Origin of the sequence: Falsiroseomonas sp. (genome assembly GCF_041690465.1) — a bacterium.
Lineage (GTDB): Bacteria > Pseudomonadota > Alphaproteobacteria > Acetobacterales > Acetobacteraceae > Falsiroseomonas.
The window spans coordinates 69,370-95,282 of the sequence record NZ_JAWLHG010000004.1; the positions used below are offsets into that span (position 1 = coordinate 69,370).

The 25,913-nt window shown below is 71.8% G+C and carries 33 protein-coding genes and 1 pseudogene; 16 read left to right on the forward strand and 18 right to left on the reverse strand.

Features of this window, described 5'->3' with window-relative positions; genetic code table 11:
- The first annotated feature begins 81 nt into the window (after window positions 1–81).
- From ACESM1_RS06130 to ACESM1_RS06155, 6 genes are all read left to right on the forward strand, one after another.
- Complete coding sequence (locus ACESM1_RS06130; RefSeq protein ID WP_372618710.1) at window positions 82–984, forward strand: LysR family transcriptional regulator; 903 nt, start codon at window positions 82–84, stop codon at window positions 982–984.
- A 290-nt stretch (window positions 985–1,274) separates the two neighbouring features.
- A complete protein-coding gene (locus ACESM1_RS06135) occupies window positions 1,275–1,715 on the forward strand; it encodes a Rap1a/Tai family immunity protein (protein WP_372618712.1) in 441 nt (146 codons plus the stop codon).
- A 16-nt stretch (window positions 1,716–1,731) separates the two neighbouring features.
- A complete protein-coding gene (locus ACESM1_RS06140; RefSeq protein WP_372618714.1) occupies window positions 1,732–1,959 on the forward strand; it encodes a glycine zipper domain-containing protein in 228 nt (75 codons plus the stop codon).
- A gap of 93 nt (window positions 1,960–2,052) precedes the next feature.
- Window positions 2,053–2,217, forward strand: coding sequence for a DUF3309 family protein (locus ACESM1_RS06145; RefSeq protein ID WP_372618716.1), 165 nt, complete (start codon window positions 2,053–2,055; stop codon window positions 2,215–2,217).
- A gap of 86 nt (window positions 2,218–2,303) precedes the next feature.
- Window positions 2,304–2,447: a hypothetical protein gene (locus ACESM1_RS06150; protein WP_372618718.1), complete on the forward strand. Its 144-nt coding sequence runs from the start codon at window positions 2,304–2,306 to the stop codon at window positions 2,445–2,447.
- Between the two features lie 129 nt (window positions 2,448–2,576).
- Entirely contained in the window at window positions 2,577–3,965 is a 1,389-nt protein-coding gene (locus ACESM1_RS06155) for a dihydroorotase (protein ID WP_372618720.1), read from the forward strand.
- On the opposite strand, the gene ACESM1_RS06160 is transcribed toward ACESM1_RS06155, so the two are convergent.
- Complete coding sequence (locus ACESM1_RS06160; RefSeq protein WP_372618722.1) at window positions 3,962–5,047, reverse strand: calcium-binding protein; 1,086 nt, start codon at window positions 5,045–5,047, stop codon at window positions 3,962–3,964. The genes ACESM1_RS06155 and ACESM1_RS06160 overlap by 4 nt on opposite strands.
- 325 nt (window positions 5,048–5,372) lie before the next feature.
- On the opposite strand from ACESM1_RS06160, the gene ACESM1_RS06165 reads away from it, so the two are divergent.
- From ACESM1_RS06165 to ACESM1_RS06190, 6 genes are all read left to right on the forward strand, one after another.
- On the forward strand, window positions 5,373–5,870 hold the full coding sequence (locus tag ACESM1_RS06165; RefSeq protein ID WP_372618723.1) for a GlcG/HbpS family heme-binding protein: 498 nt from the start codon (window positions 5,373–5,375) through the stop codon (window positions 5,868–5,870).
- The gene (locus tag ACESM1_RS06170) at window positions 5,857–6,837 is read left to right on the forward strand and encodes a Bug family tripartite tricarboxylate transporter substrate binding protein (RefSeq protein ID WP_372618725.1); all 981 of its coding nucleotides are present in this window, start codon (window positions 5,857–5,859) and stop codon (window positions 6,835–6,837) included. Before ACESM1_RS06165 ends, ACESM1_RS06170 begins: the two co-directional genes overlap by 14 nt.
- Before the next feature lie 4 nt (window positions 6,838–6,841).
- Window positions 6,842–7,417: a carboxymuconolactone decarboxylase family protein gene (locus tag ACESM1_RS06175; RefSeq protein WP_372618727.1), complete on the forward strand. Its 576-nt coding sequence runs from the start codon at window positions 6,842–6,844 to the stop codon at window positions 7,415–7,417.
- Window positions 7,418–7,448: 31 nt separating this feature from the next.
- Window positions 7,449–7,742 (forward strand): hypothetical protein, encoded by a 294-nt coding sequence (locus ACESM1_RS06180; protein WP_372618729.1) that lies wholly within the window; start codon window positions 7,449–7,451, stop codon window positions 7,740–7,742.
- Window positions 7,739–8,686, forward strand: a complete 948-nt coding sequence (locus ACESM1_RS06185; protein ID WP_372618731.1) for an N-carbamoyl-D-amino-acid hydrolase — start codon at window positions 7,739–7,741, stop codon at window positions 8,684–8,686. Before ACESM1_RS06180 ends, ACESM1_RS06185 begins: the two co-directional genes overlap by 4 nt.
- Before the next feature lie 106 nt (window positions 8,687–8,792).
- Window positions 8,793–9,404, forward strand: coding sequence for a hypothetical protein (locus ACESM1_RS06190; protein WP_372618733.1), 612 nt, complete (start codon window positions 8,793–8,795; stop codon window positions 9,402–9,404).
- Between the two features lie 161 nt (window positions 9,405–9,565).
- On the opposite strand, the pseudogene ACESM1_RS06195 reads toward ACESM1_RS06190, so the two are convergent.
- A pseudogene (locus tag ACESM1_RS06195) lies at window positions 9,566–9,997 on the reverse strand (LuxR C-terminal-related transcriptional regulator); the annotation flags it as partial.
- Here ACESM1_RS06195 and ACESM1_RS06200 point away from each other — a divergent pair.
- A complete protein-coding gene (locus tag ACESM1_RS06200; RefSeq protein ID WP_372619092.1) occupies window positions 9,881–10,534 on the forward strand; it encodes a hypothetical protein in 654 nt (217 codons plus the stop codon). The pseudogene ACESM1_RS06195 and the gene ACESM1_RS06200 overlap by 117 nt on opposite strands.
- 79 nt (window positions 10,535–10,613) lie before the next feature.
- Window positions 10,614–11,582, forward strand: coding sequence for an N-carbamoyl-D-amino-acid hydrolase (locus ACESM1_RS06205; RefSeq protein WP_372618735.1), 969 nt, complete (start codon window positions 10,614–10,616; stop codon window positions 11,580–11,582).
- A gap of 19 nt (window positions 11,583–11,601) precedes the next feature.
- Here ACESM1_RS06205 and ACESM1_RS06210 read toward each other — a convergent pair whose 3' ends face one another.
- Window positions 11,602–13,275, reverse strand: a complete 1,674-nt coding sequence (locus ACESM1_RS06210; RefSeq protein ID WP_372618737.1) for a glycosyltransferase family 61 protein — start codon at window positions 13,273–13,275, stop codon at window positions 11,602–11,604.
- A gap of 244 nt (window positions 13,276–13,519) precedes the next feature.
- Here ACESM1_RS06210 and ACESM1_RS06215 point away from each other — a divergent pair, with 244 nt between their 5' ends.
- On the forward strand, window positions 13,520–14,278 hold the full coding sequence (locus ACESM1_RS06215) for an SH3 domain-containing protein (protein WP_372618739.1): 759 nt from the start codon (window positions 13,520–13,522) through the stop codon (window positions 14,276–14,278).
- Between the two features lie 89 nt (window positions 14,279–14,367).
- Here the strand turns inward: ACESM1_RS06215 and ACESM1_RS06220 are convergent, their stop codons facing one another.
- The 9 genes from ACESM1_RS06220 to ACESM1_RS06260 form a co-directional block, all read right to left on the reverse strand.
- Window positions 14,368–14,802 carry a tetratricopeptide repeat protein gene (locus ACESM1_RS06220; RefSeq protein ID WP_372618741.1) on the reverse strand — a complete coding sequence of 145 codons (435 nt, stop codon included), beginning with the start codon at window positions 14,800–14,802 and terminating at the stop codon, window positions 14,368–14,370.
- Window positions 14,799–15,473 carry an aspartate/glutamate racemase family protein gene (locus ACESM1_RS06225; RefSeq protein ID WP_372618743.1) on the reverse strand — a complete coding sequence of 225 codons (675 nt, stop codon included), beginning with the start codon at window positions 15,471–15,473 and terminating at the stop codon, window positions 14,799–14,801. The genes ACESM1_RS06220 and ACESM1_RS06225 overlap by 4 nt, the downstream gene beginning before the upstream one ends.
- Before the next feature lie 106 nt (window positions 15,474–15,579).
- Window positions 15,580–16,020, reverse strand: a complete 441-nt coding sequence (locus ACESM1_RS06230) for a MerR family transcriptional regulator (RefSeq protein WP_372618744.1) — start codon at window positions 16,018–16,020, stop codon at window positions 15,580–15,582.
- The gene (locus ACESM1_RS06235; RefSeq protein WP_372618745.1) at window positions 16,017–16,328 is read right to left on the reverse strand and encodes an integration host factor subunit alpha; all 312 of its coding nucleotides are present in this window, start codon (window positions 16,326–16,328) and stop codon (window positions 16,017–16,019) included. Before ACESM1_RS06235 ends, ACESM1_RS06230 begins: the two co-directional genes overlap by 4 nt.
- A 222-nt stretch (window positions 16,329–16,550) precedes the next feature.
- Window positions 16,551–17,531: a beta-ketoacyl-ACP synthase III gene (locus tag ACESM1_RS06240; RefSeq protein WP_372618746.1), complete on the reverse strand. Its 981-nt coding sequence runs from the start codon at window positions 17,529–17,531 to the stop codon at window positions 16,551–16,553.
- 14 nt (window positions 17,532–17,545) lie between these two features.
- On the reverse strand, window positions 17,546–18,556 hold the full coding sequence (plsX, locus tag ACESM1_RS06245; protein WP_372619087.1) for a phosphate acyltransferase PlsX: 1,011 nt from the start codon (window positions 18,554–18,556) through the stop codon (window positions 17,546–17,548).
- Window positions 18,557–18,745: 189 nt separating this feature from the next.
- Complete coding sequence (rpmF, locus tag ACESM1_RS06250; RefSeq protein WP_372618748.1) at window positions 18,746–18,946, reverse strand: 50S ribosomal protein L32; 201 nt, start codon at window positions 18,944–18,946, stop codon at window positions 18,746–18,748.
- Between the two features lie 108 nt (window positions 18,947–19,054).
- A complete protein-coding gene (locus tag ACESM1_RS06255) occupies window positions 19,055–19,570 on the reverse strand; it encodes a YceD family protein (RefSeq protein ID WP_372618750.1) in 516 nt (171 codons plus the stop codon).
- Window positions 19,567–20,121, reverse strand: coding sequence for a ubiquinol-cytochrome C chaperone family protein (locus ACESM1_RS06260; RefSeq protein ID WP_372618751.1), 555 nt, complete (start codon window positions 20,119–20,121; stop codon window positions 19,567–19,569). The genes ACESM1_RS06255 and ACESM1_RS06260 overlap by 4 nt, the downstream gene beginning before the upstream one ends.
- A gap of 93 nt (window positions 20,122–20,214) precedes the next feature.
- On the opposite strand from ACESM1_RS06260, the gene ACESM1_RS06265 reads away from it, so the two are divergent.
- Window positions 20,215–20,823: an outer membrane protein assembly factor BamE gene (locus ACESM1_RS06265; RefSeq protein ID WP_372618753.1), complete on the forward strand. Its 609-nt coding sequence runs from the start codon at window positions 20,215–20,217 to the stop codon at window positions 20,821–20,823.
- Window positions 20,824–21,017: 194 nt separating this feature from the next.
- Here the strand turns inward: ACESM1_RS06265 and ACESM1_RS06270 are convergent, their stop codons facing one another.
- Genes ACESM1_RS06270 through ACESM1_RS06295 form a run of 6 tightly spaced genes read right to left on the reverse strand, consistent with a single transcriptional unit; the run spans window position 21,018 to window position 25,913 of the window.
- A complete protein-coding gene (locus ACESM1_RS06270; protein ID WP_372618755.1) occupies window positions 21,018–22,259 on the reverse strand; it encodes an MFS transporter in 1,242 nt (413 codons plus the stop codon).
- Complete coding sequence (gene thiL / locus ACESM1_RS06275; RefSeq protein WP_372618758.1) at window positions 22,256–23,218, reverse strand: thiamine-phosphate kinase; 963 nt, start codon at window positions 23,216–23,218, stop codon at window positions 22,256–22,258. The genes ACESM1_RS06270 and thiL overlap by 4 nt, the downstream gene beginning before the upstream one ends.
- Before the next feature lies 1 nt (window position 23,219).
- Window positions 23,220–23,714, reverse strand: a complete 495-nt coding sequence (gene nusB, locus ACESM1_RS06280; protein ID WP_372618760.1) for a transcription antitermination factor NusB — start codon at window positions 23,712–23,714, stop codon at window positions 23,220–23,222.
- Entirely contained in the window at window positions 23,711–24,187 is a 477-nt protein-coding gene (gene ribH, locus ACESM1_RS06285) for a 6,7-dimethyl-8-ribityllumazine synthase (protein ID WP_372618762.1), read from the reverse strand. Before ribH ends, nusB begins: the two co-directional genes overlap by 4 nt.
- Window positions 24,184–25,308 (reverse strand): 3,4-dihydroxy-2-butanone-4-phosphate synthase, encoded by a 1,125-nt coding sequence (gene ribB, locus ACESM1_RS06290; RefSeq protein ID WP_372618764.1) that lies wholly within the window; start codon window positions 25,306–25,308, stop codon window positions 24,184–24,186. Before ribB ends, ribH begins: the two co-directional genes overlap by 4 nt.
- Entirely contained in the window at window positions 25,305–25,913 is a 609-nt protein-coding gene (locus tag ACESM1_RS06295; RefSeq protein WP_372618767.1) for a riboflavin synthase, read from the reverse strand. Before ACESM1_RS06295 ends, ribB begins: the two co-directional genes overlap by 4 nt.

A 25,913-nucleotide genomic window follows, 5' to 3' on the forward strand; every position in this document is an offset into this window, starting at 1 on the left:
TCCATTCCGATTGGGCAAGCGGTGCGATATGGAATTCGTATCGGGCGCGCCGCATTCCCGGCGACGCCGATCGGAGCGCCTATGGACTTCCGCCTCGTCCGCCGCCTCGGGCATTTCCTCGCCGTCGCCGAGGAAGGGCATTTCGGCCGCGCCGCCGCGCGGCTCGGCATCTCCCAGCCGCCGCTGACCGCGCAGATCCAGGCGCTGGAGAAGGAACTCGGCGTGCAGCTGCTGGAGCGCACCGGCAAGGGCGCGCGCCCGACGCGGGAGGGCGAGGCGCTGATCCCGTTGGCGCGCCGCCTGGCGCAGGATGCCGGCGAGCTGGAGGCGCTGGCGCGCGAGCTGCGCGCCGGGCGCAGTGCGCCGGTGGCGATCGCCTGCGTCACCTCCGCGCTGTTCGACTACCTGCCGCCGCTGGTGCGTGCGCTGCAGGCCGCACGGCCCGATGCCGCCGTCTCGGTGCGCGAGCTCGACACCACCGACGCCGTGGAGGCGCTGCGCCGCGGCGACGTGGACCTCGCGCTGCTGCGATTGGAGCGCGACCGACATCCGGTGAGGCTGCGTCCGCTCGGCCGCGACGTGCTGGCCGCGGCGCTGCCGAGCGGGCATCCGCTGGCGGGCAGCAACGCGCCGCTGCCGCTCTCGCTGCTGGCCGACGAGCCGCTGCTGATCCTGCCGCGCGGCATCAGCCCGGCCTATTCGGATGCGATGGTCGCCGCCTGCCGGGACGCCGGCTTCACGCCGCGCGTGGTGCGGGAAGTCGGCAGCGCGATGGCGCAGCTCGGCTTCGTCGCGGCGGGTCTCGGCGTCGCGCTGGTCAGCGCGGGAATGGCGCGGCTGCGCCCGCCGGGCGTGGCATTCCGGGACCTGGAGGGCCCGATCCATGCCGTCGGCGTGGCGCTCGCCTGGAACGCCGAACGGGAGAGCGAGGTTACGCGGCTCGCGCTCGACTTCGCGGAGATGCTGTTCCCGGCGAATACGTGACGCCGCCGCCGCAAGGCATCGTTGTCACCGCGCGCATCAATCGCAGAACATTGATGCTTCGGAATGCCCAATGAAGAAAAGAGTCATACGGCGTCCGACGCGCTGAGCTTATACCCAGGTCGTAATGTAGAAGTCGCTCATGGATGGGACGACTCCACCAGCGTTCGGCAATACGACCGGCACTGCCACGGGCGTTGCAGTCACGCGCCAACGGGCCGTCGCCCACCTGGACCCTCCAGGGGAATGCCGATCGCCGGACGAAGAAGCGGGCAGCGAAGGAGGATGACGGCATGAGCATGACGAAGACCACGGCGCTCGGCGCCGTCCTGGCAGGGTGCCTGGCGCTCCCGCCACCTGCCATGGCGCAGGGCGCCGAGCGGCCCGCGGTGACCCATGTACAGACAGTCACCGACCTCGCCGCCGTCTGCGACCCCGCCTGGCAGGGCGTGCCGCGCCTCGAAGCCATCGCCTATTGCCAGGGTTTCCTCACCAGCTTCGGCCAGTATCACCAGCTGCTGCATCCTGCTGGCGGCGCCATGCGGCCATTGTTCTGCGTGCCGGTGCCCGGTCCGACCGTGGCGGAATCCGGCATCGCCTTCGCCGCCTGGGCTCGCGCTAACCCGCAGCACGGCAGCGAGGCAGCGCTCGATGGGCTGGTGCGCTGGGCGCAGTCGAACTTCCCTTGCCCGCCGAGCCCGCCACGGTCGCGCACCTCGCGCCCCGCTCGCTGAGAGACAGGAGATCACCATGCACGCAAAGCGTCTGATCCTGATGCTCGTGGTCGGCATCGGCTTGGCCGGCTGCGCGGGGATGACCGAGCAGCAGCAGAATGTCGGCGTCGGTGCCCTCGGCGGCGGCGCGCTCGGCGGCATTGTCGGATCGTTCGGCGGGAATGCGGGCCTCGGCGCCCTGCTCGGTGCCGGCGTCGGTGGCGTGGGCGGCTACCTCTACGACCAGTCGCTCCGCAACCGGTAGGGCTGGGGCGCGCGGTGCCACGGGGCAGCGCGCGCGGCGAACCCGGACAGGCACCTGCGGGACATCAGGCGCCAGAGGAAGGACTGAACCCTCATGTCACTCGGTTTGATCCTGCTCATCATCCTCGTCATCGCCCTGCTCGGCGGGTTCAGCGGGGTGATCGGCGGCTACGGCTACGGCTACGGCCATGGCGGCGTCGGTATCGTCGGCGTGATCCTCATCGTGGTGCTCATCCTTGTGCTGATGGGACGAATCTGAACGTCGCGGCGCCCAAACCGGGGATCGCCCATCGCGCCCGGCCGTCCTCATCAGGCTCGGAGACGTCCGACTGAAAGCAGGGAATGATGAACCGCAATCTGCTCCTCATCGTTATCGGTGTCCTCGGCGTTCTCGCCGGCGGCGTCGGCTATTGGCTCTATGCCGAACAGCAGAAGTCGGGCGTCGAGATCAACGTCGGCCCGAGCGGAGTGTCCATCCAGGAGCGGTAGGGAGCGGCGCTGTCTGTCCCTGCCCGGCTGCGTGGCGGAACCGGGCGGAGGATCATCCGCGCCACGGTGTTGGCGCGGGGCGCACAACCGCCTAGCCTCCGCGGCGGATCCACCGCAAGAGATACCCGCATGACCGACGCCACGCCCTTCGACCTCGTCATCACGGGCGACATCGTCCTGTCCGACCGCGTGGTGACGGGCGGCTATGTCGCGGTGCGCGGGGAGACGATCGCCGCCATCGGCGAAGGCGCGCCGCCGCCGGCCAGGGCGGTGGCGCACCACGCGGGAAAGTTGGTCATGCCGGGCCTGGTGGACGGGCACATGCACACTGCCTCCTCCCGCGGCTGGCCGGGGATCCACGGCGCCACCATGTCGGCGGCCGCCGGCGGCGTCACCACCGTCTGCGACATGCCCTATGACGTGCCGGAGCCCGTGACCACGGTGGACCTCTTCAAGGAGAAGGTCGGCTGGGTGGAGCGGACCGCCCATGTGGACATGGCGCTCTACGGCACCATCAGGAAGTCGGGCGGGTTGGAGGAGATTGCCGGCCTGGCGGAGGCCGGGGCGAGCTCCTTCAAGGTCTCCACCTATGAGTACGACGCGCACCGCTTCCCGCGCATCGACCACCCCACCATGCTCGCCGCCTTCGCGGAGATCGCCAAGACCGGGCTGATGGTGGCGGTCCACAACGAGGACCAGGAGCTGGTGGTGAAGCTGACCGAGGCCGCAAAGGCCGCGGGCAACACCTCCCCCATCTGGCACTGCCGCACCCGCCCGCCGATCACCGAGACCATGGCCGACCTCGAGATCTTCGAGATGGCGCTCGAGACCGGCGCGCACGTCCACATCGCGCATTCCTCGCTGGCCCGCGGCTTCGAGCTGGCGCAGATCTACCGCGGACAGGGCGCCAAGTGCTCGGGCGAGGCCTGCATCCAGTACCTCTGCATGACCGAGGACGACATCGTCCGCCTGCAGGGCTTCGGCAAGTGCAACCCGCCCTTCCGCAGCGCCACCGAGGTGGAGCGGATGTGGGGCGCGATGCGCGAGGGCATCGTCAGCTATGTCTCCACGGATCACGCGCCCTGGCCGAAGCCGAAGAAGGAGTACAACGGCGACATCTTCACCGTCGGCGCCGGGCTCACCGGCATGCAGAGCTTCGCGCCGCTGATGTACACCCTGCTGGTCGAGCGCGGCCTGGCGCCCTCCGTCATGGCGCGGATGTGCTCGGAGGAGCCGGCGCGCTTCCATGGTCTCGACCCGCGGAAGGGTGGCATCCGGCTCGGCGCCGACGCGGATTTCTGCATCCTGGAGCGCGGCGAATTCGTGTTCGACGAGCGCACCATCGTGGACCAGGAGGATGCGCGCTGGTCGCCCTATCACGGCCGGGCGATGAAGGCGCGCGTGGCCTCGGCCTTCCTGCGCGGGGCGGAGATCTGGGACGGCACGGCGGTGAAGGCGAAGCCGGGCACCGGGAAGTTCGTGCCCCGCCAGCACCGCCGCAGCGCACTGGACGGCTAGATCACATAGTCCAGCACGAAGTCGGCGCTGGTGAGCACGACGAAACCGGGCAACTCGATCTCGCCGGTCGGTTCGGGAATGGCCGGGATGGCGTCCTCGGCGGGAGGCAACGCGCCGAGCGGCGTCGCGAACTGGACGACGGTTCGGCCTTCCGGGAGGATGTCGTAGCGGACCTGCAGCGCGAAGCTCGCCTCGAAGGGCTCCGTGCCGAGGAAGATCGGCGCCGGCAGGTCGATGGCGGACGGGCTGCCCGGGAAGGTGAAGAAGCGGGCCGGATCGTCGTAGTCGCTGAGATCGATCAGGTCGCGGCCCTGCCGGAAATCGCCCAGTATGTCGCGCTGCCCCTCGCCCACCCCGGTATCCGGTGTCGTCGCGAAGGGCACGGGCGGGAGGCGCATGACGAACACGTCCGCGCCCGGCCCGCCGAACAGCAGGTCCGCGCCATAGCCGCCGATCAGGGTGTCGTCGCCGGTGCCGCCATGAAGCTTGTCGGCGCCGCCTCCACCTTCGATGAGGTCGTCGCCGGCGCCGCCGAGCAGCAGGTCGGCAGGCTCCGCCTGCAGCACCTGGTCGGCAGCGCGGAACGGTACCCCGACGAAGGTGCCGTAGCCCGTGATCACGTCGTCCCCGGAGCCGCCAAGGACCGTGTCGGCGCCCCAGCCGGCGGTGATCCTGTCATCCCCGGCCTGGCCGAAGATCAGGTTGTCGCCGTCATCCAACGGGCCAAAGCCGTATCCGCCGAGGATCGTGTCGTCGCCCGGACCGCCGAGAATGGTATCATCGCCGCCGATCTGCGCACCCTCGAAGCTCCTGCCCTCGCCACGGATGAGGTCGTTCCCGGAGCCGCCGAAGATCAGGTCGGCGTCGCCAAGGCCCTCGATGGTGTCCGCTCCGCCAAGGCTCAGTATGCGATCCTTCTGGGCCGTGCCGGGCAACTCGTCCGGGCCGGGCGTGCCGATGATCCAGGAGGAGGCGAGCACGAAGGCGAGGCTGGGCGGCAGTCCATGTTCCATGGCCGGCGGGCCGTGATGCGGGACCCACTTCGTGGCAACCGGCCGGAGGAAAGGAGCGGGAATGCGCATGGATCGCTTCCTGTTCGGATCGTGCCCGGCGGGACGGGAGATGGGCTGCAACGAACGCCCGCGCGGCCGCACCAGATGCACAACGGTGTGATAGCGGCGCGCCCAGGCGGCGGCGGCTTCGCCGCCTTGCAGCCCCATGGTCGCGACGCCTCGAGCGGGCTACACGCGAAGACCGATCACGTCCGCACCGCGCACCCATGGCCCGCCAGCGCTCGAAACACGCCCGCCCAAGCCCTTTCCGCAGCGTCGCCTTCCTGGGACAAGGCACGGCAAGCAATGCGGCCGCACAGGTTCGGGGACACCGCGATTCGACGGGAGAGTGCGCATGAGCAGCGGCGACTACTACGTGAAGCGGCTGGCGGTGGACCTGCCGCTCGCGGCCGCCGAGGCGATCTGCGACGCGACGCTGAAGGCCGGGCGTGACGCCGGCCTGCTGCCGCTGACCGTGGTGGTGCTGGATGCCGGCGGGCACATCGTGTGCTCGAAGCGCGAGGACGGCTCCGGCATCCTCCGCTTCGAGATCGCGCGGGGCAAGGCGCATGGCGCGCTCGGAATGGGGATCGGCAGCCGCATCATCCGCGACCGGCTGAAGGAACGGCCGGCATTCCAATCCGCCATCGCCGCCGCGTCGGATGGGAAATTCATTCCGGTTCCGGGTGGCGTACTGGTATGTCGAGCTGACGGTGCCGTGATCGGCGCGGTCGGCGTCAGTGGCGATGCCTCCGACAAGGACGAATATGCAGCCATCGCCGGCGTTCGGGCCGCCGGCATGGTTCCTCATCCGGAGCAGCCCGCGGAGACCTGGCGCGATGCGGGACTTTAGCCGACGCACGATCCTCGGTGCCGGCGCGGCAGCGCTCGCCACGCCTGCCTTCGGGCAAGCCTTCCCCGCGCGCCCGATCCGGCTGGTGATCCCCTTCCCGGCCGGCGGTCCGACCGATGTCTATGGACGGCTCTATGCGGAACGCATCGCGCGCGAGCTCGGGCAGTCGGTGGTGGTGGAGAATCGCGGCGGCGCCGCCGGCGCGATCGGCGCGCAGGAGGTGAAGCGCGCCGCGCCCGACGGCTACACGCTGCTGTTCGGCACCGCCTCCACCCATGCGCTCTACAACCTCGTGACGAGGCAGCCGCAATACGACGCGGCGAAGGATTTCGTGGCGGTGGCCGAACTCGGCGGCGGGCCACTCTGCTGGCTGGTGCATCCGCAGCAGCCGGGCACGCTGTCCGAGTTCCTCGCCGCCGCGCGCGCGGCCCAGCCGCCCATGGCCTATGGCTCGCCGGGCACCGGCACGCTGATGCATCTCGCCACCGAGATCCTCAAGCGCGAGGCGGGCGGCGTGCAGATCAACCACATCCCCTATCGCGGCGCCGCGCCGGCGATGAACGATCTCGTCGCGGGCACCCTCGCGATGGCGGTGAACACGCTCGGCGCCGGGCTGCCGCTGCACCGCGGCGGCCGCGCGCGGATGCTGGCGGTCGCCACCGCCGCCCGCGCGCCGCAGGCGCCGGAGGTGCCGACCGCGGCCGAGGCGCTGAACCGGCCCGGCTTCACCGCGGTGCTCTGGCACGCCGTCTTCGCGCCGCCCGGCGTGCCGGCGCCGGTGCTCGCACGGCTCTCGGCAGCGACCAACGCCGCGCTGTCCGACAACGCCTTCCGCGCCCAGCTCGCCGATGCCGGCATCGCGGCGTCGCAGCCCGGCACGCCGGAGAGCGCGGCCGCCTTCATCGCCGCGGAGACGGCACGCTACCGCCCGATCGTCGAGGCGATCCGGCCGGAGCTGGCGGGCTAGCGCCATGCCCGATCCGCGCATCCCTCCGCTGCCCCGCGACCTGATGCCGGAACGCTGGCGGCAGGTCGCCGAGACGGCGGAGGCGGTGCGCGGCGAGTCCACGCTGATCGAGGTCCTGGCGCAGGCGCCGGAACTGCTCGGCTGGTACTATGACGGCTTCTACGCCGAGGTCTTCTTCAAGGGCCGTGTCGAGCGGCGGGTGAAGGAGCTGCTGCGCCTGAAGCTCTCCACCCTGCATGGCTGCGCCTTCTGCAACCGCGGCAACACCCGCTCGGCCGAGGATGCGGGCGTCACCCCCGAGCAGATCGCGGCGATCGGCGACACCGCCGCCCAGGTCTTCGACGACCGCGAGCGGGCGGTGCTGCGCCTCGCCGAGGAGATGGCGCTGCCCAACATGGCGGGCGAGATGACGCCGGCGCTGGCCGCCGAGCTGCGCCACTTCTTCTCCGATGCCGAGATGGTGGAGCTGGCGATGGTCGCCGCGGTGCTCACCGGCATGGCGAAGATGCTGTTCGTCTTCGACCTGGTGAGCCGGGAGGCGACCTGCCCGATCGGGCCGCGGCCGATGGCGGCGGGCTGACGCGGCCGGCCGCAGGCGCTACACCGCGCGCATGGCCGCCGCCCGCCCGAAGCACCAGCGCTGGATCAAGCGCCCGCCGCGCCCCTCCCGCACCGGGCAGCCGGCCGCACCGCCACGGCGCAAGCCGGGGATGACGCAGTTCCTGCTCGCGATCGGCGGCGGCGTCGGGGTCGGGCTGCTCGGTGCCATGCTCGGGCCGATGCTCGCGCCGGGCCAGGAGGGCATGGGCGGGCTGCTCGCCGGCCTCGGCCTCGCGCTGGGCTTCATGGTTATATGGCGTGCCTTCGGCGGCACCCGCCAGGATATCAGGGACCTCTTCCGATGAGCCGCAAGCTGATCCTCGCCGGCGCCCAGATGGGGCCGATCCAGCGCGCCGACAGCCGCGCCGCGACACTCCAGCGCATGATCGCGCTACTGGAGCAGGCGGCCGCGAAGGGCGCGAAGCTCGTGGTGTTCCCGGAACTCGCCTTCACCACCTTCTTCCCGCGCTGGCCGATGGGCAGCGACGCGCCGGAACTGCTGGAGAGCTTCGAGGCGGCGATGCCGAACCCGCATGTCCAGCCCCTGTTCGACCGGGCTCGCGCGCTCGGCCTGGGCTTCTATGTCGGGTATGCCGAGCTCACGCCGGATGGCCACCGCTTCAACAGCGCGATCACTGTCGGGCCGGATGGCGACATCCTGTTCAAGTATCGCAAGGTCCACCTGCCGGGCAGCGACCATGTGAAGATTGGCCAGAAGTACCAGCAGCTCGAGAAGATGTACTTCGAGTACGGCGACCTCGGCTTCCCCGTCGCGCGCGGGCCGGAGGCATGGGGCCGGCCGGTGCTCGGCATGCTGGTCTGCAACGACCGCCGCTGGCCGGAAGGCTGGCGCTGCCTCGGCTTGCAGGGGGTGGAGCTGGTGATGGTCGGCTACAACTCCGCCGCCTACGACCCCAATGGCGGCGAGAGCGAGAGCGCGGAGCTGCGCACCTTCCATTCGAAGCTGGCCGCGCAGTCCAACGCCTACATGAACGCGACCTGGGCCTGTGCGGTGGCGAAGGCCGGCAACGAGGACGGCGCCGGGCTGATCGGCGGCTCGGTCATCGTGGACCCGAACGGCCTGGTCGTGGCGGAGGCGCAGACGCTCGGCGACGAGGTGATCGTGGCGGAGGTGGATTTCGATGCCTGCCGCCAGGGCAAGGAGAAGATGTTCAACTTCGCCCAGCATCGCCGGCCGCAGCACTATCGCCGCATCGTCGAACAGGTGGGCGCGACGCCGCCGGAGTGATCCGTAACGCGCGAAACCCGCGCCGACACGGACGAAACCCTTTTCCGCCTTCCGGGCGCACGGCAGGCGCTGCATAAGCCCGCGCGCTTTTCAGCGAGGGGTTGAGATGTACAGTGCCGTGAACCTGTCGTTCATCGACGGCGGGAAGATCGCCTATGTCGTGCGCTACAAGAAGAGCCATGCCGCCGACGCCGAGGAAGGCGGCGGCCACAGCGACTGCATCCTGCCGGGTGGCGCGCCGGTGGGCTATTTCGGCGGTGGGCTGGTGAACGCGGCTGGCGCCGTCTTCAGCTACAGCAACTTCCTCGCCAGCCGCCCGCACTACGTCAATCTCTCCGATGCTCGCGGCGCGCCCTGCGTCTCGACGGTGCTGGTCATGGATGTGGGCAAGGCGCGGGCCGAGGCGTTCCGCAAATCCTGGCTCTCCATGCGCGCCAAGACGGACGGCTTCACCATCCTGGGCAACAACTGCTCCACCCATGCCTCGCGCGCCTGCTACGCCGCCGGCGTGACGCGCTCGCCTGAGGTGTCGGGCGTGGACACCCCGACCAACCTCTACGACCAGATCATCAAGGCCAGCCTGGTGCCCTGGCGCTCCTACACAGGGCATGTCGGCTTCAAGCCGATCCAGAGCGGCGCGGACGAGTTGCTGACGAGCTTCGCGGTGACGCTGGAGCCGACCCAGGTGCCGACCGAGGGTGGGCCGCGCAAGCGCTGATGCCAGATCCCGCGGATCGTGACCGATCCGCCCTCGACCGTCGGCGCGCGCGTTCGCGCGCTTGGGTTCGCGGTATTTCCCGCGGCGGCCGTTCGGCCGCTCGCCCGCCTTCCGGTGGGCGCAGGTTGAGACCCGCGGGATCTGGTATGAGCCACCGCCTGCTCCCGCGTGCGCGCGCCGAAGCGCTTACGCGCGCGGCTCAGATGCAGGTCCACCGTGACGCGCGAGGGGCCGAGCTTCTCCGCGACGCGGTCGCGCAGGCCGGCGGTCAGGCCGAGCAGGCATTCACGCTCCCGTCTGGTCAGCCTAGGCGCCGGTGCGGCGGGCTCCAGCGCCAGCACGCGCCGCGCAGCGAGTTGCACGACCACCACGGCGGCGCGGCCACTACGACTTTCGAGATATTGCGCGGACAGCCGCGGCAGGCGGAGGCTGCGCGCGCCGGGAAATCGCAGCCTCGTCGCGAAGGAGTGGGGCCGATGCGCCGCGTTCCGCCTGCCTGGCTTGCCTTCCTGTTGCCGCTCGCCGCTGCGCGCATGGCGCCGGCGCTGGAGCTGGAGCTGCCGCAGGATCAGCTGCTCTGGATCGAGCCGCACCCGGGCGCGCCGCAACCCGCCCTGCTTGCCCTGCCGCCGGGCTGGGCGGTCGGCGACGCGGCGGCGATCCTGCTGGCCGATCGCCAGGCGGCGCCGGCATTGCTCGCCATGCTGCGCGCAGGCCTGATCGCCGAGGGCACCGCCGTGATGGAGCTGGAGCCGGGCGAGGCGCCGTGCCCGCCGGACCCGCCACCCGTGCTTTCCGCCGGCGCGGCGGCGCTGCGCCAGGACGTCGGCGCCGGGCTGGTGGTTGCGATCGGCTTCGGCTCCGCCGGCCCGGCGGCGTTGCAGGCTGCGGGCGGCGCGGCCGCGCGGACCGGCTTCGAGGGCGGGGCGTTGCCGCTCGCCGCGGCGGTGGCGCTGGCCGGCGGACCGCCGACCTTCGCGCCCGGCGCAGCGCCCAGGCCGGAAGAGGCCTGGCCGCTGCGTGCGCCGATCCTCTGCCGGCTGCTCGCCGGCGCGCTCGGCGAGGCCGATGTCACGGAAGCCTGCCTGGCGGCGCTGCTGCCGGCGGCAGCGGGCGCACGCGGGAATTGACGCATCGCTGGGGCTGGCCCGGCACGGCCATCACGGGCTAACTGCGCGCGCACCGCCGGATCAGGGAACCCCGCCGCCCATGTCGTCCCGCCGCCTCGTCGTCGCCGCCGCCCAGATGGGCCCGATCCAGAAGGCCGAGGGCCGCGACGTCGCCGTCGCCCGCATGGTCGCGCTGATGGAGAAGGCGGCGCGCCGCGGCGCGGAAGTCGTGGTCTATCCCGAGCTGGCGCTGACCACCTTCTTTCCGCGCTGGTACCATGAGGATCTGAACGAGGCCGATCACTGGTACGAGCACGCCATGCCCTCGAACGCCACCGCGCCGCTGTTCGACGCGGCGCGCCGGCTGAACATCGGCTTCCACCTCGGCTATGCCGAGAAGACGGCGGACGGGCATCGCTTCAACACCGCGATCTACGTGCATCCCTCGGGCCAGGTCGCGCTGAAATACCGCAAGGTGCACCTGCCCGGCCATGCGGAGTTCGACCCGATCCGCAAGGTGCAGCACCTGGAGAAGCGCTATTTCGAGCCGGGCGACCTCGGCTTCCCGGTGGTGCGCGCACCCGTCGGCAGCGCGGGGCCGGTGAACATCGGCATGATGATCTGCAACGACCGGCGCTGGCCGGAAGCCTGGCGCGTGCTGGGGCTGCAGCAGGTCGAGCTGGTGATGCTCGGCTACAACACGCCGTCCCTCAACATGGAGAATCGCGGCTTCGAGGCGCACCATCTGCGGGTGCTGCACAGCCACCTCTCGATCCAGGCCGGCTGCTACCAGAATGCCTGCTTCGGCGTCGGCGTGGCGAAGGCGGGCACCGAGGACGGGCACGAGCTGTTCGGCCACTCGATCATCGTCAACCCGCAGGGCGAGATCATGGCCCAGGCGACCAGCTGGGAGGACGAGGTGATCACCGCCGACTGCGACCTCGGCATGTGCGAGCTGGGGCGGACGACCATCTTCAACTTCGCGAAGCACCGCCGGCCGGAGCACTACACGCGCATCACCGCGCAGGTGGGCAGCGAGCCGCCGCCGGACTGGACGCCGAAGGGCTGACGCGGCGCGCGGCGGGCGGTCAGCCGCCCGCCTCGAAGGCGTCGAGCAGCGCGGCGAAGCGGGCAAGATCGATCGTGAAGTCCGACTGCATGCCGCGCGCGGGCGTCGCGGCGCGGCCATGCAGGGACCAGTACTCGCCCCGCTTGTGGCAGACGATGTCGTAGAAGAAGTTGTCCATCATGCGCCCGTTGGTCAGCCCGAAGACCCGCACGCCGGGCGGCGAGAACACGAGGTTGCTCAGCGCCGCGCCGAGATTGCCGATGACCGTCCCCGCGGCCGCGAAGGTCGCGATCTGCTCGCGCAGCGAAAGGGTCTCCGGCTCGATGACGCGGTAGCCGCGAGCAAGCAGCAGCCGGAGCAGGTCCGCTTCGTTGAGCAGGCGACGGCGGCTGTTCTGGTAGCGGTTCCGCGAAACATAGATCCGCTGCGGCTCCGGTGGCACGGCGCCTTGCACCAGACCGGCCAGCGCCTCCAGCGTGCGGATCGCAAGCGGCGCCTTGATCCAGGGCTGGACCGTCAGCGGTGCGGGGTAGATCAGGTTCGGGATGGCGAGCGCCTCGTTCCCGACGAAGTCCACCTGCCCGGCGGTAACGCCGAACAGCGCCAGGCTGTCGAGGCAGACCGCCCGCATCTGCGCCGACACGGGCTGCCGCACCAGGAAGCGGCATCCGGCAGGATCGGCCAGTTCACGCACCATGGCCATGCGCGGCAGGCTCTCGATGAGCCAATGACCGTAGTTGGAGTCCCAGCGCTGCTTCAGCAGCACATGGGTCTCCCCGTCCGGCAGGGTGGTCGGGTTGGGCGGCGCCTCCAGGACCGCGAAGGGCGCCTCCAGCTCAGGGCGGTAGAGCCCGGCGAAGCGGTGCGCGCTGTGCTGGTTGATCAGGCTCTCCCGGATGACCGACCCGGCCTCGGGCACCACGACGCCATCCTCCAGGACCAGGCAGTTCCTGAGCCGGGCGGCCCGCGCCGGCGGGGGCTCGACGAGCCGACGCTCGAGCATGGCCTGCATCTTCGCGGCAAGTGGCTCGGCCATGTCGAAGATGTTCGGCCGGATGCGCGCATAGCTGCCGCCATTGTCGAAGGCGCGCGTGCCGGGCTCCGCCTCGTCCAGCGACCGGATCGGCAACTTCGCCGGCAGGCGTTGCGCGCCGGCAGCCTGCCGCTTGCGGATCATGATCGCACGGCGGCGAAACACTGCCGAGTGGGCGGTCGCCCTGAGGAAGGTCTCGAATCGGCCCGGAGGGTCGGAGGGCGCCTCGGCGTCCGTGGCCCCGGCCCGCGGCGGCGCGGCAAGCCGCCCGAGTGCCGCGAGGGCTTCGCCGGCCACCACGGTCTGACCGGGCGGGGCGGCGCCCTCGAGGACATAGACGCCGCCGGGCTGCAGCACCGGGTAGAGCATGGCCAGCGCGAGGCCGCGCAGGCGTGCATCCGGCATCGCGGCATCGACAATCACCAGCGGCTCGACCTGAGCGGCGAGGGCGAGGAGAAAGGGCCTGGGGCCGTGGTCGCCAGCATCGGGCGCGTCCAGACTTGCGGGCACGCCGTCCAGCCGGAAGGAGCGTGCGGAGAGGTCGGCCGTCATCACCCGCGCGAGCGGGAAGTGCCGGTCCCAGCCCATGGCAGGCGGCACGCGGCGCCCGCCGACGAGTTCCAGGATGTCGAAGCGCCGGTCGCGATGACGCGGCAGCAACAGCCCGCGCTGGAGAATGTGATCCAGCAGTGACGGCGACGGCGCAGCCCGCTCCCCATCGCCCCCGTGCATACCCTTGCCCCCATCGCCAGTGCCCGCGGGCCGGCACCCCGTCCGCCTCTACGCGAGGCGACCGCACCCCGCAACGGCCGGCGCGGCGGTTGCGGTTGGCGCGACCCGGGCCGTCGGGCTACACGACGCCCGCCCTTACGCCCCCTGGCTGCGCAGATCGCAAGGACCCCTCATGTCCGCACCCTCTCCCTACCCCATGCTGTTCCGCATCGCCGCCGCCACCCAGCTGCGCGAGGGGCCGGGGCCGGAGCACAAGGCGCTCCGCGCGCTGCCGCTGGACCAGGTGGTCACCCTGGTCGGCGAGCCCGGGCCGGGCTGGCTGGAGGTGGAAGCGCCGAATGGCACGCGCGGCTTTGCGCCCTCCGGGCTGCTGCGCCGGCAGGTCGCCGGCGCCAAGCCGCCGCAATACGTGGCCGAGATGTTCCCCTGGCGGAACGTGGAGCGTGCCAACCGCGACCCCAAGATGCTGCACCCCGCCTTCCGCAATCGTGCGCTGCGCACGGTCGCGCGGCTGAACGCCGAGGGTGTTCCCTTCGGCATCTACGAAGGCATGCGAGGGCCCTGGCGGCAGAACCACCTCTACGGGTCAGGCCGCAATCGGCCGGGGCGGATCCTGACGCCGGTGCAGGCGTGGGAGAGCCTGCACCAGTTCGGCCTGGCCGCGGATTTCGTGCTGGTGCTGGAAGGCCGCTGGTCCTGGGACGACGACGAGGCACACGCCCATATGTGGGACCGGCTCGAGGCGATCGGCGCCGACGAGGGCCTGGTCTCCCGCCCCGGCGAGCGGCCGCATCTGCAGCTGGCCGATGTGGACCTCGCCAATCTGCGCGAGGGCCGGCTGCCGCCCAACACCGACCCCGCCTGGACCACCGCCTTCAAGTGGATCACCGAGAGCTGGGACGGCAAGCCGGCCGCGCCGAAGCTGAAGTAGGGCCCCTGCAGCCGACTGCCCGTGAAGTAACTCGCGCTCCCGGGTGTTCGCGCCGATCGCGCCGGCGTGCCCACCTGCGGTGAGCACCCTCAGGGCGATCGGCTCTCAACCGCCGCAGCGATCGCGCGCGCGAGCGTCTCGCGCTCCGCGCAGATCGGGCAGGCGGTGGTGAGACGCGCCAGGTTCGCCTCCGCATCCGCCCGCCGGCCGAGTTCCAGGAACAGCGACCCTTGATAAGCCAGCGCGCCCGGATGCCCGGGATCGGTGGCCAGTGCCTGCGCATAGGCGGCCAGCGCCGCCTCTGTCCGGTCGCTGCGGCGATGGGCAAAGGCGATGTAGACCAGGATGTCCGGGTCGCCCGGCAGCCGCGCCAGCGCAGCTTCCAGCAAGGGCAGGCCGAACTCATAGCGGCCGCCTTCCAGCAGACGGACACCTTCGCCGGCCAGCGGATCGCCCGGCGGCTCCGGCAGCACCGCCGCGGCGGGCGTGGCCGCGACCAAGGCAAGCGCCAGCAGGCGCCTCATTCCGCCGCCGCGGCCAGCGCCGGCCTGCCGGCCACCACCGCCTGGATCGCCAGCGCCGCCGCCGCCTGGCAGGGCTCGATCACCGGCAGGCCGCAGGCCGCCTCCACCGCCGCACGGTGGCTGGCCATGCCGGCGCAGCCGAGGATCACTGCCTCCGCCCCGGCCGCCGCAATCCGCCGCCCCGCCTCGATCAGCGCGGCGCGCGGCGCAATCGGATCGGTCAGCACCTCCATGTCCAGGTTGAGCGGGATATGCGCGACCAGCCGCGACTCCACCCCCATCGCCGCGAGCGCGCGGCGCTGCCGTGGCAGCGAGGGATCGCCGAAGGCGATGATGCCGAAGCGGTCGGCCCGCGCCAGTGCCGCCGCCACCGCGCTGCGCAGCGGCCCGAACACCGGCGCCCGCGTGGCGACGCGCACCGCATCCACGCCAGGGTCGGAGACACAGGCGATGACATAGGCCGCGGCCGGCTCGCGCTCGACCAGCCGGCAGAGCGGCTCGGCCACCGAGAACCAGTCGCGCCAGGTGACGATCGCCGGCGGGCCGTCAGCCAGCCGCGTCACCTCGATCCGCGGCAGGCCCGGCGCCCCGAAGCCGGACAACGCCCTCTCGATCCCCTGCGTGCAGCTCACGCTGGAATTCGGGTTCACCACCAGGATGCGCTCGGCCATGGTCCGGTGCCTCATCTTTGCGGGAGCCGGCCGGGATGGCGCGGCGCCGGCCCGAGGATCGGCGGGGCATCGCCGGCCCGCAAGGGGGTTGGCCCCGCGCCCGGGATCAGTTGCGCGAGGCGAGCGCGCGCAGCTCGTGGGCCAGACGCTCCAGCGCATCCAGCGCCTCGCGCAGCGCGACGACCGCGGCCTCGTCGCCGTCCTCGCGGTCCGTCTCCTCGGCGGAGAGGTCCGGCATGCCGCCGGCCTCCTCCAGCCCGCCGTCGCGCAGCAGGCGCTGCACGCCCTTGATCGTGTAGCCCTGGGTGTAGAGCAGGTCGGAGATCCGCCGCAGCAGCGCGATGTCCTCCGGCCGGTAGTAGCGGCGACCGCCGCCGCGCTTGAGCGGCTTGAGCTGCGGGAACTTCGTCTCCCAGAAGCGCAGCACATGCTGCGGAATCTGAAGATCGTCCGCTACCTCACTGATAGTGCGAAAGGCGGTGGGTGCCTTGCGCGGCCGGGGCCGGGCGGCATCGTCGTCCCCGCCACCGAACTCCTCGTCGCTCATTCGTCGTCAGGACCCACGCTCTGCCCCGGGTTGAGCCGCGCCTTCAGCACCTGCGAGGGGCGGAAGGAGAGCACCTTGCGCGGCAGGATCGGCACCTCGACCCCGGTCTTTGGGTTGCGGCCCACCCGCTTGCCCTTCTGGCGCACGACGAAGGAGCCGAAAGCGGAGATCTTCACCGACTCCCCCGCTTCCAGCGTCGCCGACATGTGCTCGAGCACGGTCTCGAGCAGGGCAGCGCTCTCATTCCGCGAGAGCCCGACCTGCGTGTAGATCGCCTCCGCTAGGTTTGCGCGCGTGATCGTTTTCATCGCCGGGCCTTCATGCGGGGCGTTCCGCGAGGTCCTCCGCTGCCGGCTTGAGGCCGCAGCAGGGCATCGCAAGCCCCTCAAAGTCCAAGAAAAGCCGCATGTGGCACGGCCGTCAACCGCTTGTTTCGGAGCACCCCCGCCCGGCTGCAACGCCATGGCAGGAACGGCCGGTAAGGCGCTGCAATCGCAGCATCCTGCGCGGACAGCAAAAAGAAGCGGTCGCTAGAAGCGCGCGAGCGCCGCGCCCCAGGTCAGCCCGCCGCCGATCGCCTCCATCAGCACCAGGTCGCCAGTTTTGATCCGTCCGTCGCGCGCCGCCTCGGCCAGCGCCAGCGGGATCGAGGCAGCGGAGGTGTTGGCGTGGCGGTCCACCGTGACGACCACGCGCTCCAGCGGCAGGTGCAGCTTCCTGCCCATCGCCTCGATGATGCGGAGATTGGCTTGGTGCGGCACCAGCCAGTTCACGTCGCCATGGCCGAGCCCGTTGGCCGCCAGCGCCTCGTCCACCGCGGCAGCCAGCTTGGTGACGGCGTGCTTGAACACCTCCCGCCCGGCCATCCGCACCACGCCGGTGCCGCCGGTCGTGCCCGCCCCCCCATCCACCACCAGGATGTCGCCGTGCCGGCCATCGGCATGCATGTGGGTGGAGAGCAGACCCCGCCCGCCAGCCTCGGCAAGCGGCAGGCCGCGCAGGAACACCGCGCCGGCGCCATCGCCGAACAGCACGCAGGTGCCGCGGTCCGCCCAGTCCAGGATGCGCGAATAGACCTCGGTGCCGATCACCAGCACGCCGCGCGCCTGGCCGGTGCGGATCAGCGCATCCGCCACGCCGAGCGCGTAGATGAAGCCGGTGCAGGCGGCGGCCAGGTCGAAGGCGAAGCCCCGCGCCACGCCGAGCTTCGCCTGGATGCGCGTGGCGGTGGCCGGGAAGGCGGAATCGGGCGTGGAGGTGGCGACGATGATCGCATCCACGTCCGCCGGCCCGGCGCCGGCCTGCGCCAGCGCCGCACGCGCCGCCGCGGCGCCCATGTCCGACGCGCTCTCGCCGGGGGCGGCGATATGGCGGCGGCGGATCCCGGTGCGCTCGACGATCCAGGAATCCGAGGTCTCGAGGCCCTTCCAGGCCGCGAGTTCGTCGTTCGACAGCGACCGCTCCGGCAGGTAGCCACCGGTGCCGGCGATCACGGCGCGCAGCGAGGACATGGTCGGGGTGCCCCTCAGCGCGGCGCGGCGGGAACCCGCGGCGCGGCCTGCGCGAGGCGGCCGAGCCCCTCGCGGATGCGGTCGTTGAAGCGGTGGGTCACCATGTCCATGGCGACGTCCACCGCATGGGCGAAGCCGAGCGCATCGGTGCCGCCATGGCTCTTCACCACGACGCCGTTGAGCCCGATCAGCACCGCGCCGTTGTAGCGGCGCGGGTCCATCCATTCGCGGAGGCGATCCAGCGCCGGGCGGGCCAGCAGGTAGCCGATGCGCGCTGGGATGGAGCTGGTGAAGACCTGGCGCAGCAGGTCGCGCATCAGCTTCAGCGCGCCCTCCCCGGTCTTCAGCGCGACATTGCCGGTGAAGCCGTCGGTGACGATCACGTCCACCGTGCCGGCGGCGATGTCATGGCCCTCCACGAAGCCGCGAAAATTCTCGCCGAACACCGAATCGCGTAGCGTCTCGGCGGCCTGGCGCACGCGCTCGTCGCCCTTCAGCTCCTCGGAGCCGACATTGAGCAGCCCGATGGTCGGCCGGGTCAGGCCGAGCACGGAGCGGGCGAAGGCGTCGCCCATCACCGCGAATTCAACCAGGTTGCGGGCGTCGCACTGCACATTGGCGCCGAGGTCGAGCATCACCACGTCGCCGCGCGCCGAGGGTCCGATGGCGGCGAGCGCCGGCCGGTCGATCTCGGGCAGCGTCTTCACCACGATCTTGGCCAGCGCCATCAGCGCGCCGGTATTGCCGGCCGAGACGATGCCCGCCGCCTCGCCCGAGGCCACCGCGTCGATCGCCACCCGCATCGAGGAGCCGCGGATCCGCAGCGCCGCCGTGGGCTTCAGGTCGCCCGGGATGGCTTCCGGCGCGTGGCGCAGGCTGCAGGCCTTGGCGGCGCGCTTCCGGGTGGCGAGCAGGGCACCGAGCCGCGCCTCGTCGCCCACCAGCAGGAAGCGGGCATGCGGATGCCGCTCGGCGGCCAGTTCGAGGCCGTCCAGCACCGATTCCGGCGCATGGTCGCCGCCCATGGCGTCCACTGCCAGCGAGAACGGCGCCGGCGCGGCCGATTGCGCTGCCTCAGCCACGATGCCGGCCCTGATGCGTCATGCCATGCCTCATTCGCCGCGACACCACCCAGGCGCTTGTGGCCCGGGCGGTGGTCTCGACGATCTCGCGCGCCCCACGCGCGTCAGACGCGCCCGCGGGAATGGCACGTCTCATACACGGACGACGCTGCGGGCCTTCTCGGCGGCGACGACCTCACGCCCGTCATAATGCCCGCAATGCGAGCAGACATGGTGCGGCCGCTTCAGCTCGCCGCAATTCGCGCATTCATGGTGCGCGGAAGCGGTCAGGGCGTGGTGGCTTCGACGCATCCCTCGACGGGAGGGCGAAACCTTCTTCTTGGGAACGGCCATGGTGCCGAGCCTCTTTCGTCAACGAGCTGCAAGATCGGGTGAGCCGCGCGGATTACCACCGCCCCCCGGGCGCCGCAAGCATCGAGCGCGCAGCCCGGCGCGGATTGATCACCCTTCGCGAAGCTTGGCAAGACCGGCGAAGGGGTTGGGCCGTGCCGGCGCGGCCTGCGACCCGCCCTCCGGCGCCTCGTCGTCCAGCGGCGGCAGGGTGGCGCCCTCGGCGCGGGGATAGGGATCGAGCGCCAGGGCGAGCTGCTCGGCCACCGCCTCGCCCAGATCGACCACGCCGCCCAGGCTCTCGATCTCGTCGGGGCTGTCCGGGTCCTCGTCGGCGGGCTCCTCCCCCTCGCCCAGGATGCGCAGGTCCATTGCCACCTCGACGCGCTGTGCCACCGGCTCCAGCGTCACCACGCAGAGCTGTTCGACCCGGGCCGAGAGGCGTCCGCGGGCCCGCACCGAGCCGCCTGCCTCCGGCTCCAGCCGCAGCGTGGCGGTCAGCGCGCCGATGCCGAGGATGCCGAAGCGCCGCGCCAGCGCCCCCCGCTCGGCCTCGTTCGCCTCCAGGGTGATGTCGCGCCGGTCGGGGCCGAGCCGGACGGGGCGGGAGAATTCGGGCTGGGTCATGCGACGGGCTCCGGGCCATGGGGCGGCGGAAAGCTGGCGCGGCCAGCGACGAGATCGGTGAAGGGAATCGCCGCCAGGGCGGCATCGGCCGCGGCGGCGATCGCGGCCAGCCGCGCCGGCGCGCCCGCCGGCGCGGCGCCGCGCCAGACATTGCGCGCCAGCGCCTCGGTCAACGCCGGCCGATCGCCGGCGCGCAGCGCCGCGTCATAGGCCTGGGCGCGGCCGTGGAAGGCCTCCCACATGCGCTTGACCCGCTTGCCCACCACCAGGTCGCCCACCCCCATCTCCCGCAGGTTGACATCCATGTCGGCGAACATCGCGTCGAACACCGCCTGGGAGAGCGCCTTGGCGCGCGGATCGGCATCGCGCGAGATCCGGCAGACCAGCAGCCCGGTGTGCAGCGAAACGAGATCGAACCGCCCGTCCAGCGTGTCCGGCACGCCGAGCGTGTCGAAGAACAGCGGCTGGCGCGCCGCGGAGACGGCGGCACCGTAGAGGGCGAAGCCCGCCCGCTCATGCGGCTTGCGGGCGAAGAGGCCGAGCAGGCCCATGCGAAGCTCCGGAACCAGGGTGGCCAGGGCAGCGCGCGGATTGACCGCGGGCCGACGCAATGGCATGCGGCCCACATGGAGCGCCCCAGCAGGATGGTCAACGCGTCGCCTCACGCCATTGGCACGAAGGGCAGGCCCGCCACCGGCTGCGCCCGGCCCCGCCCGGCGCGTCTTGCGCTGGCCGGCGCGGCGCTCGTGCTGCTCGGTGCATGCTCCTACCTGCCGGAAATGCCTTCGCTGCCCTCCATGCCGGCGCTGCCGGGCGCCGACATCTTCGACTCGCCCCGCCAGCTCCGCGGCCACCTGGTCGATGAGGAGGATCTGCGCCAGGTGGTGGTCGGCGTTTCGTCTCAGCGGGATGTGGAGACGCTGCTCGGCTCCCCCTCCGCGACCGGCACCTTCGACGACCGCGACTGGTTCTATATCGGCGGCGTCACCCGCCAGCGCCCCGGCCGCCTGCTGGCGGTGGACGACCAGCGGGTGGTGCGCATCCGCTTCGACAACCAGGGCACCGTGCGGGACGTGACCAGCCTCGGTCCGGAGGATGGGCGCGACGTGCAGGTGGTCAGCCGCACCACCCCCTCTCCCGGCAACGAACGGACCTTGCTGCAGCAGCTGTTCGGAAACATTGGCCGCGTCGGCCCCGGCATCGCCGGCGCCGCCCCGACCGGCCCCGGCTCCCCGGCGCCCCAGGGCCGCTGAGGCGGCGCGAGGCTTCCCGCGTCATTCCACGACGCGCCGCTGCCAGCTCCGCGCGACATCAAGCCGCCGAACGCGCCGAGGGCCAGCGCGTCCGGCCGCACGACGAAGCGCCACCGCCGGCGCGCCGGGGGCGACGCAAACATCCGCCTCGCCGGCCGGCGATCCGGAGCGGAACGGCCCGTCGCCCTGACCGCTCAGCCCCGGGTGCCTGCCGGCCGCAGGGCACCCGTCGCCCACAGCCCGGCCGCGACCAGCGCCAGCGGCGGGAAGGCGATCAGGCAGACCATCGCCCAGCCATAGCCGTTCAGCAGCCCGCCCGACATGAACGAGCCCACCACCATGAAGCCGAAGATGGCGAAGTCGTTCAGGCTCTGCACCCGGGTCCGCTCCTCCGGCCGGTGGCACTCCAGCACCATGGCCGAGGCGCCGACGAAGCCGAAGTTCCAGCCGATGCCGAGCAGCACCAGCGAAATCCAGAAGTGCCAGACGTCGAGGCCCATCAGCCCCACCGCCGCCGCGGCGGCGGAGAGCGCCAGGCCGGCCATCACCACCTTCGGCGCGCCGATGCGCGCGATGATCTTCCCGGTGAAGAAGGACGGGCCATACATGGCCAGCACGTGCCATTGGATGCCGAGATTCGCGTCCGACTGGCTTAGTCCGCAGAGCCGCATGGCGAGCGGCGCCGAGGTCATCAGCAGGTTCATGATGAAATAGGAGACCACGCCCGCCGCCACCGCGCCGAGCAGGCGGGGCTGGCGCAGGATCTCGGCCCATGGCCGGCCCTTTGCCGCATCGCCCGGCTTCGGCCGCGGCAGCCGCACGCCCCACAGCACGACGCCCGCCACCACCGCCACGCCCGCCTGCGCCAGGTAGGTGGCGGCAAAGAGGTAGGGCAGCCAGGCATCCATGGTCAGCGTCACCAGCTGCGGCCCGATGATCCCGGCGAACAGCCCGCCCGCCATCACCAGGGACAGCGCCCGCGCCTTCCCTTCCGTCGGAACGCCATCGGCCGCGGCGAAGCGGAAGGTCGCGATCACCGCCATGTAGGCGCCGCCGAACAGCGTCGCGAGGCAGAACAGCCACAAGGACTGGATCAGCACCGCAAGGCAGCCCAGCAGCCCGACCAGCACCCCGCAGCCGGAGCCGAGCATGAAGACCGCGCGCCGCCCGTAGCGATGCGCGAGCATGCCCGCCGGCAGGGTGGCGAGGGCGGTGCCGACGACGAACATGCTGACCGGCAACGTCGCCAGCGCCTTGTCCACCGCGAGCGAGTTGCCCACCACCGCGCCCGTCGCGAAGACGATGCTGGCATTGGCGCCGGCCAGGGCCTGGGCGATCGCCAGCCGCGCGACGTTGCCGCGGGCGTGGCGCGCCAGATCGGCCGCATCATCTGGCCGGCCCTCGACTTCCGCCCCGCGGAGCTGGCTGGCGCTCATCCGAAGTGACTCCATCCGGCGCTGCCCAGCGCGAGCGGCTGCCCCGTCCCATCCAGCACGGTGACACCCTCGCCGTCCAGGAAGCGGCCGATGCGGGTGACGGGGGTCTGGGCTGCCGCCGACGCGGCCAGGACGCGCGGCGCGTCCTCCGGCGCCGCGGCAAACAGCAGCTCGTAGTCGTCACCGCCGCCGAGGATCCGCTCGCGAAGCGCCGGGTCGGTGGCCAGTGCCGCCCGGGCGGACGGCGAGAGCGGCACCGCATCGGCGCACAGCTCCGCCGCGCAACCCGCCGCGCGCGCGAGATGGCCGAGGTCCTGCACCAGCCCGTCAGAGACATCCATCGCCGCCCGCGCGACCCCGGCCAGCGCCTGCCCGAGTGCCAGTCGCGGCCGCGGCAGCCGGTAGCGCTCCGCCAGGAAGGCGTCGGGCGGCAGCCGCCCGGTCAGCGCCAGCAGGCCGAGCGCTCCGTCGCCGATGGTCCCCGAAACCCAGATCTCGTCCCCCGGCCGCGCGCCCCTGCGCCGCAGCGCCTGCCCCGGCGCCACGGTGCCGAGGATGGTGAGCGAGAAGGTCGCCGGCCCCGGCGTCGCCACGGTGTCGCCGCCGAGCACGCCGATCGCGAATTCCCGCTGGTCCTCCGCCAGGCCGGCGACGAAGCCGGCGATCCACGCATCCGGCGTGGCTTTCGCGAAGGCGCAGGTCATGAGGTAGCCGAGCGGCGCCGCCCCCATGGCGGCGAGGTCCGACAGGTTCACCCGCAGCAGCTTGCGCCCGATGGTCTCGGGCGGATCGTCGGGCAGGAAGTGCACGCCGGCGACCATCGCATCGGCGGCCAGAACCAGCTGACGGCCGGGTGGCGGGTCGAGCAGGGCGGCGTCGTCCGAGAGGTCCAGCGCCCCCTCCCCGGCGAGTGGCCGGAAGTGGCGGGCGATCAGGGCGAACTCCGCCGGGAGGGCCATTTCAGCCCGGCCGGGCGAATTCATCCGCCCGGAAGCGCCGGGCCAGCGCCTCCAGCACGCCATTGGCGAATTTCGGCTCATCGCCGACGAAGAAGCCGTGCGCGATGTCGAGGTATTCGTTGATCACCACGCGCATCGGCGGGTCGTGCGGCGCCATCAGCTCGGCGCAGGCAGCCCGCAGGAGGGCGCGCAGCACGGGATCGAGCTTCTCGAGCGGCCAGTCCTTCGCCAGCACCCCGGCCAGTGCCGCGTCGATCGCCTCGATATTGCCGGCGGCGCCGCGCACCAGGCGGGCGAACAGGCGGACATCGGCATCTGGCACGCGTCCCTCGCCGAAGCTCTCCTCGCGGTCGTTGGGGCCGAGGCGATGACGGATGAACTGGTCGATCACCGTCTCCGGGCTCTCGCCCGCCTGCTCGGACTGGAACAGCGCCTGCACGGCGGCGACGCGCGCGCCGGTCCGCGGCCGGCCTGCCCCCACCTTGCGCCCGCTCATGCCGCAATCCGCCGTGCGAGGCGCAGCTGGCCGAGCAGCGCATGCGCCGCCTCCGCCCCCTTGTTCATCCGGTCGTCGCGCGAGCGCGCCACCGCCTGGTCGAGCGTGTCCACCGTCAGCAGCCCGAAGCCGAGCGGCACGCCGGTTTCGGCCGAAATGTCCATGACGCCCTGGCAGACCGCCTGGCAGATGAAGGTGTAGTGGTCGGTCTCGCCGCGCACGACGCAGCCGAGCAGCAGGAAGCCCTCATGTTTGCCGGCGCGCAGCGCCATGCGCAGCGCCGCCGGCAGCTCATAGGCGCCGGCGACGTCCACCACCTCCCCGGTCGCGCCGGCAGCGTCGAGCACGCGCAGCGCGCCCTGCCGCATGCCACCGACCACATCGGCGTAGTAGGGCGCCTGAATGATGAGCACATGTGGCGGCGGCCCTGCCAGCCTCTCCATGTCGCGCTCGGGGGAGTCCTTGGTGCTCACGTCGCATCCTTCGGGATCGGCCGGGTCTCGACCACCGTCAGGCCGTAGCCCTCGAGACCCACCACGGGGCGCGGGTTGTCGGACAGGCGGATGATCTCGCGCAAGCCCAGATCGGCGAGGATCTGCGCGCCGATGCCATAGTCGCGCAGCTCGGGCGCCGCCGCCCGCCGCTCGCGCCGCGCGCGGATTGTCTGGGAAAGGCCATCCGCCCGCCAGTCCCGCAGCAGCACCACGACGCCGCGACCCTCATCGGCGATCGCCTGCATGGCGTTGTGCAGCTCATGCTCCGCGCGGCCTGCGACCAGGTCGCGCAGCATGGAGGCGGCGTGCATCCGCACCAGCGGCGGCGCGGCGCCCGTGAGGTCACCCTTCACCAGCGCCAGGTGCTCGCCATGATCCAGCGTGGAGGCATAGACGATGACGCGCCAAGTGCCGCCGATCCCCTCGACGCTGCCTTCCTCGACACGACGCACCAGCCGTTCCGTCCGGCGCCGATGCGCGATCAGGTCGGCGATGGTGCCGAGCTTGAGGCCGTGGCGCTGGGCGAAGGCGACGAGGTCCGGCATGCGCGCCATGGTGCCGTCGTCGTTCATGATCTCGCAGATCACGCCGGCCGGGTTGAGGCCGGCGAGGCGGGCGAAATCCACCGCCGCCTCGGTATGCCCCGCGCGCACCAGCACGCCGCCATCGCGCGCGACGAGGGGGAAGACATGACCGGGCGTGCAGATGTGCTCGCGCCCCAGCTCCGGGTTGATGGCCACCGCGATGGTGCGCGCGCGGTCGGCGGCCGAGATGCCGGTGGTGACGCCGTCGCGCGCCTCAATGGAGACGGTGAAGGCGGTCTGGTGTCGCGTGCCGTTGGACTGCGCCATCAGCGGCAGGCCGAGCTGCTCCACCCGCCCGCGGGTCATCGCCAGGCAGATCAGCCCGCGGGCGTGGCGGGCCATGAAGTTGATCGCATCCGGCGTGGCGAACTGCGCGGGGATGACCAGGTCGCCCTCGTTCTCGCGGTCCTCGTCATCCACCAGGATGAACATGCGGCCGCGGCGCGCCTCTTCCAGCAGCTCCTCGGCGGGGCTGAGGAATTCGGCGAAGCTGGTGCGGATGGTCTCGACGTTCACCGCTGGTACTCCCGGAGGCGCGCCACGTAGCGCGCCATCATGTCGATCTCGAGGTTCACGCGCCCGCCTGGCTGCAGCAGGCCGAAGGTGGTGATGCTGGTGGTGTGCGGGATGATGTTCACCCCGAATTCGTCGCCCGCCACATCGTTCACCGTCAGCGAACAGCCATCGATCGCGATCGAGCCCTTCGGCGCGATATAGGGCGCCAGCGCCCGGGGCGCACGGAAGCGCCAGCGGACAGAGCCATTCTCCGGCGTGGCGGAGACCACCTCGGCGGTGCCGTCCACATGGCCGGCGACGAGGTGCCCGCCGAGTTCGTCGCCCATCCGCAGCGAGCGTTCCAGGTTCACCCGCGCCCCCGGCGCCCAGCCGCCGAGCGTGGTCCTGGACAGCGTCTCGGCCGAGGCCTCCACCGCGAACCAGTCGCCGCCGAGGTCCACCACCGTCAGACACACGCCGGAGCAGCAGATGGAGGCGCCGAGCGCCACCGGCGGATCGGCCAGGAAGCCGGGCGAGGTGCCGATGATCAGGCGGTGGTCATGACCGCCGCCGATCGGCTGCACCTCGCGCACCGTGCCGAGGTCCGTGACGATGCCGGTGAACAT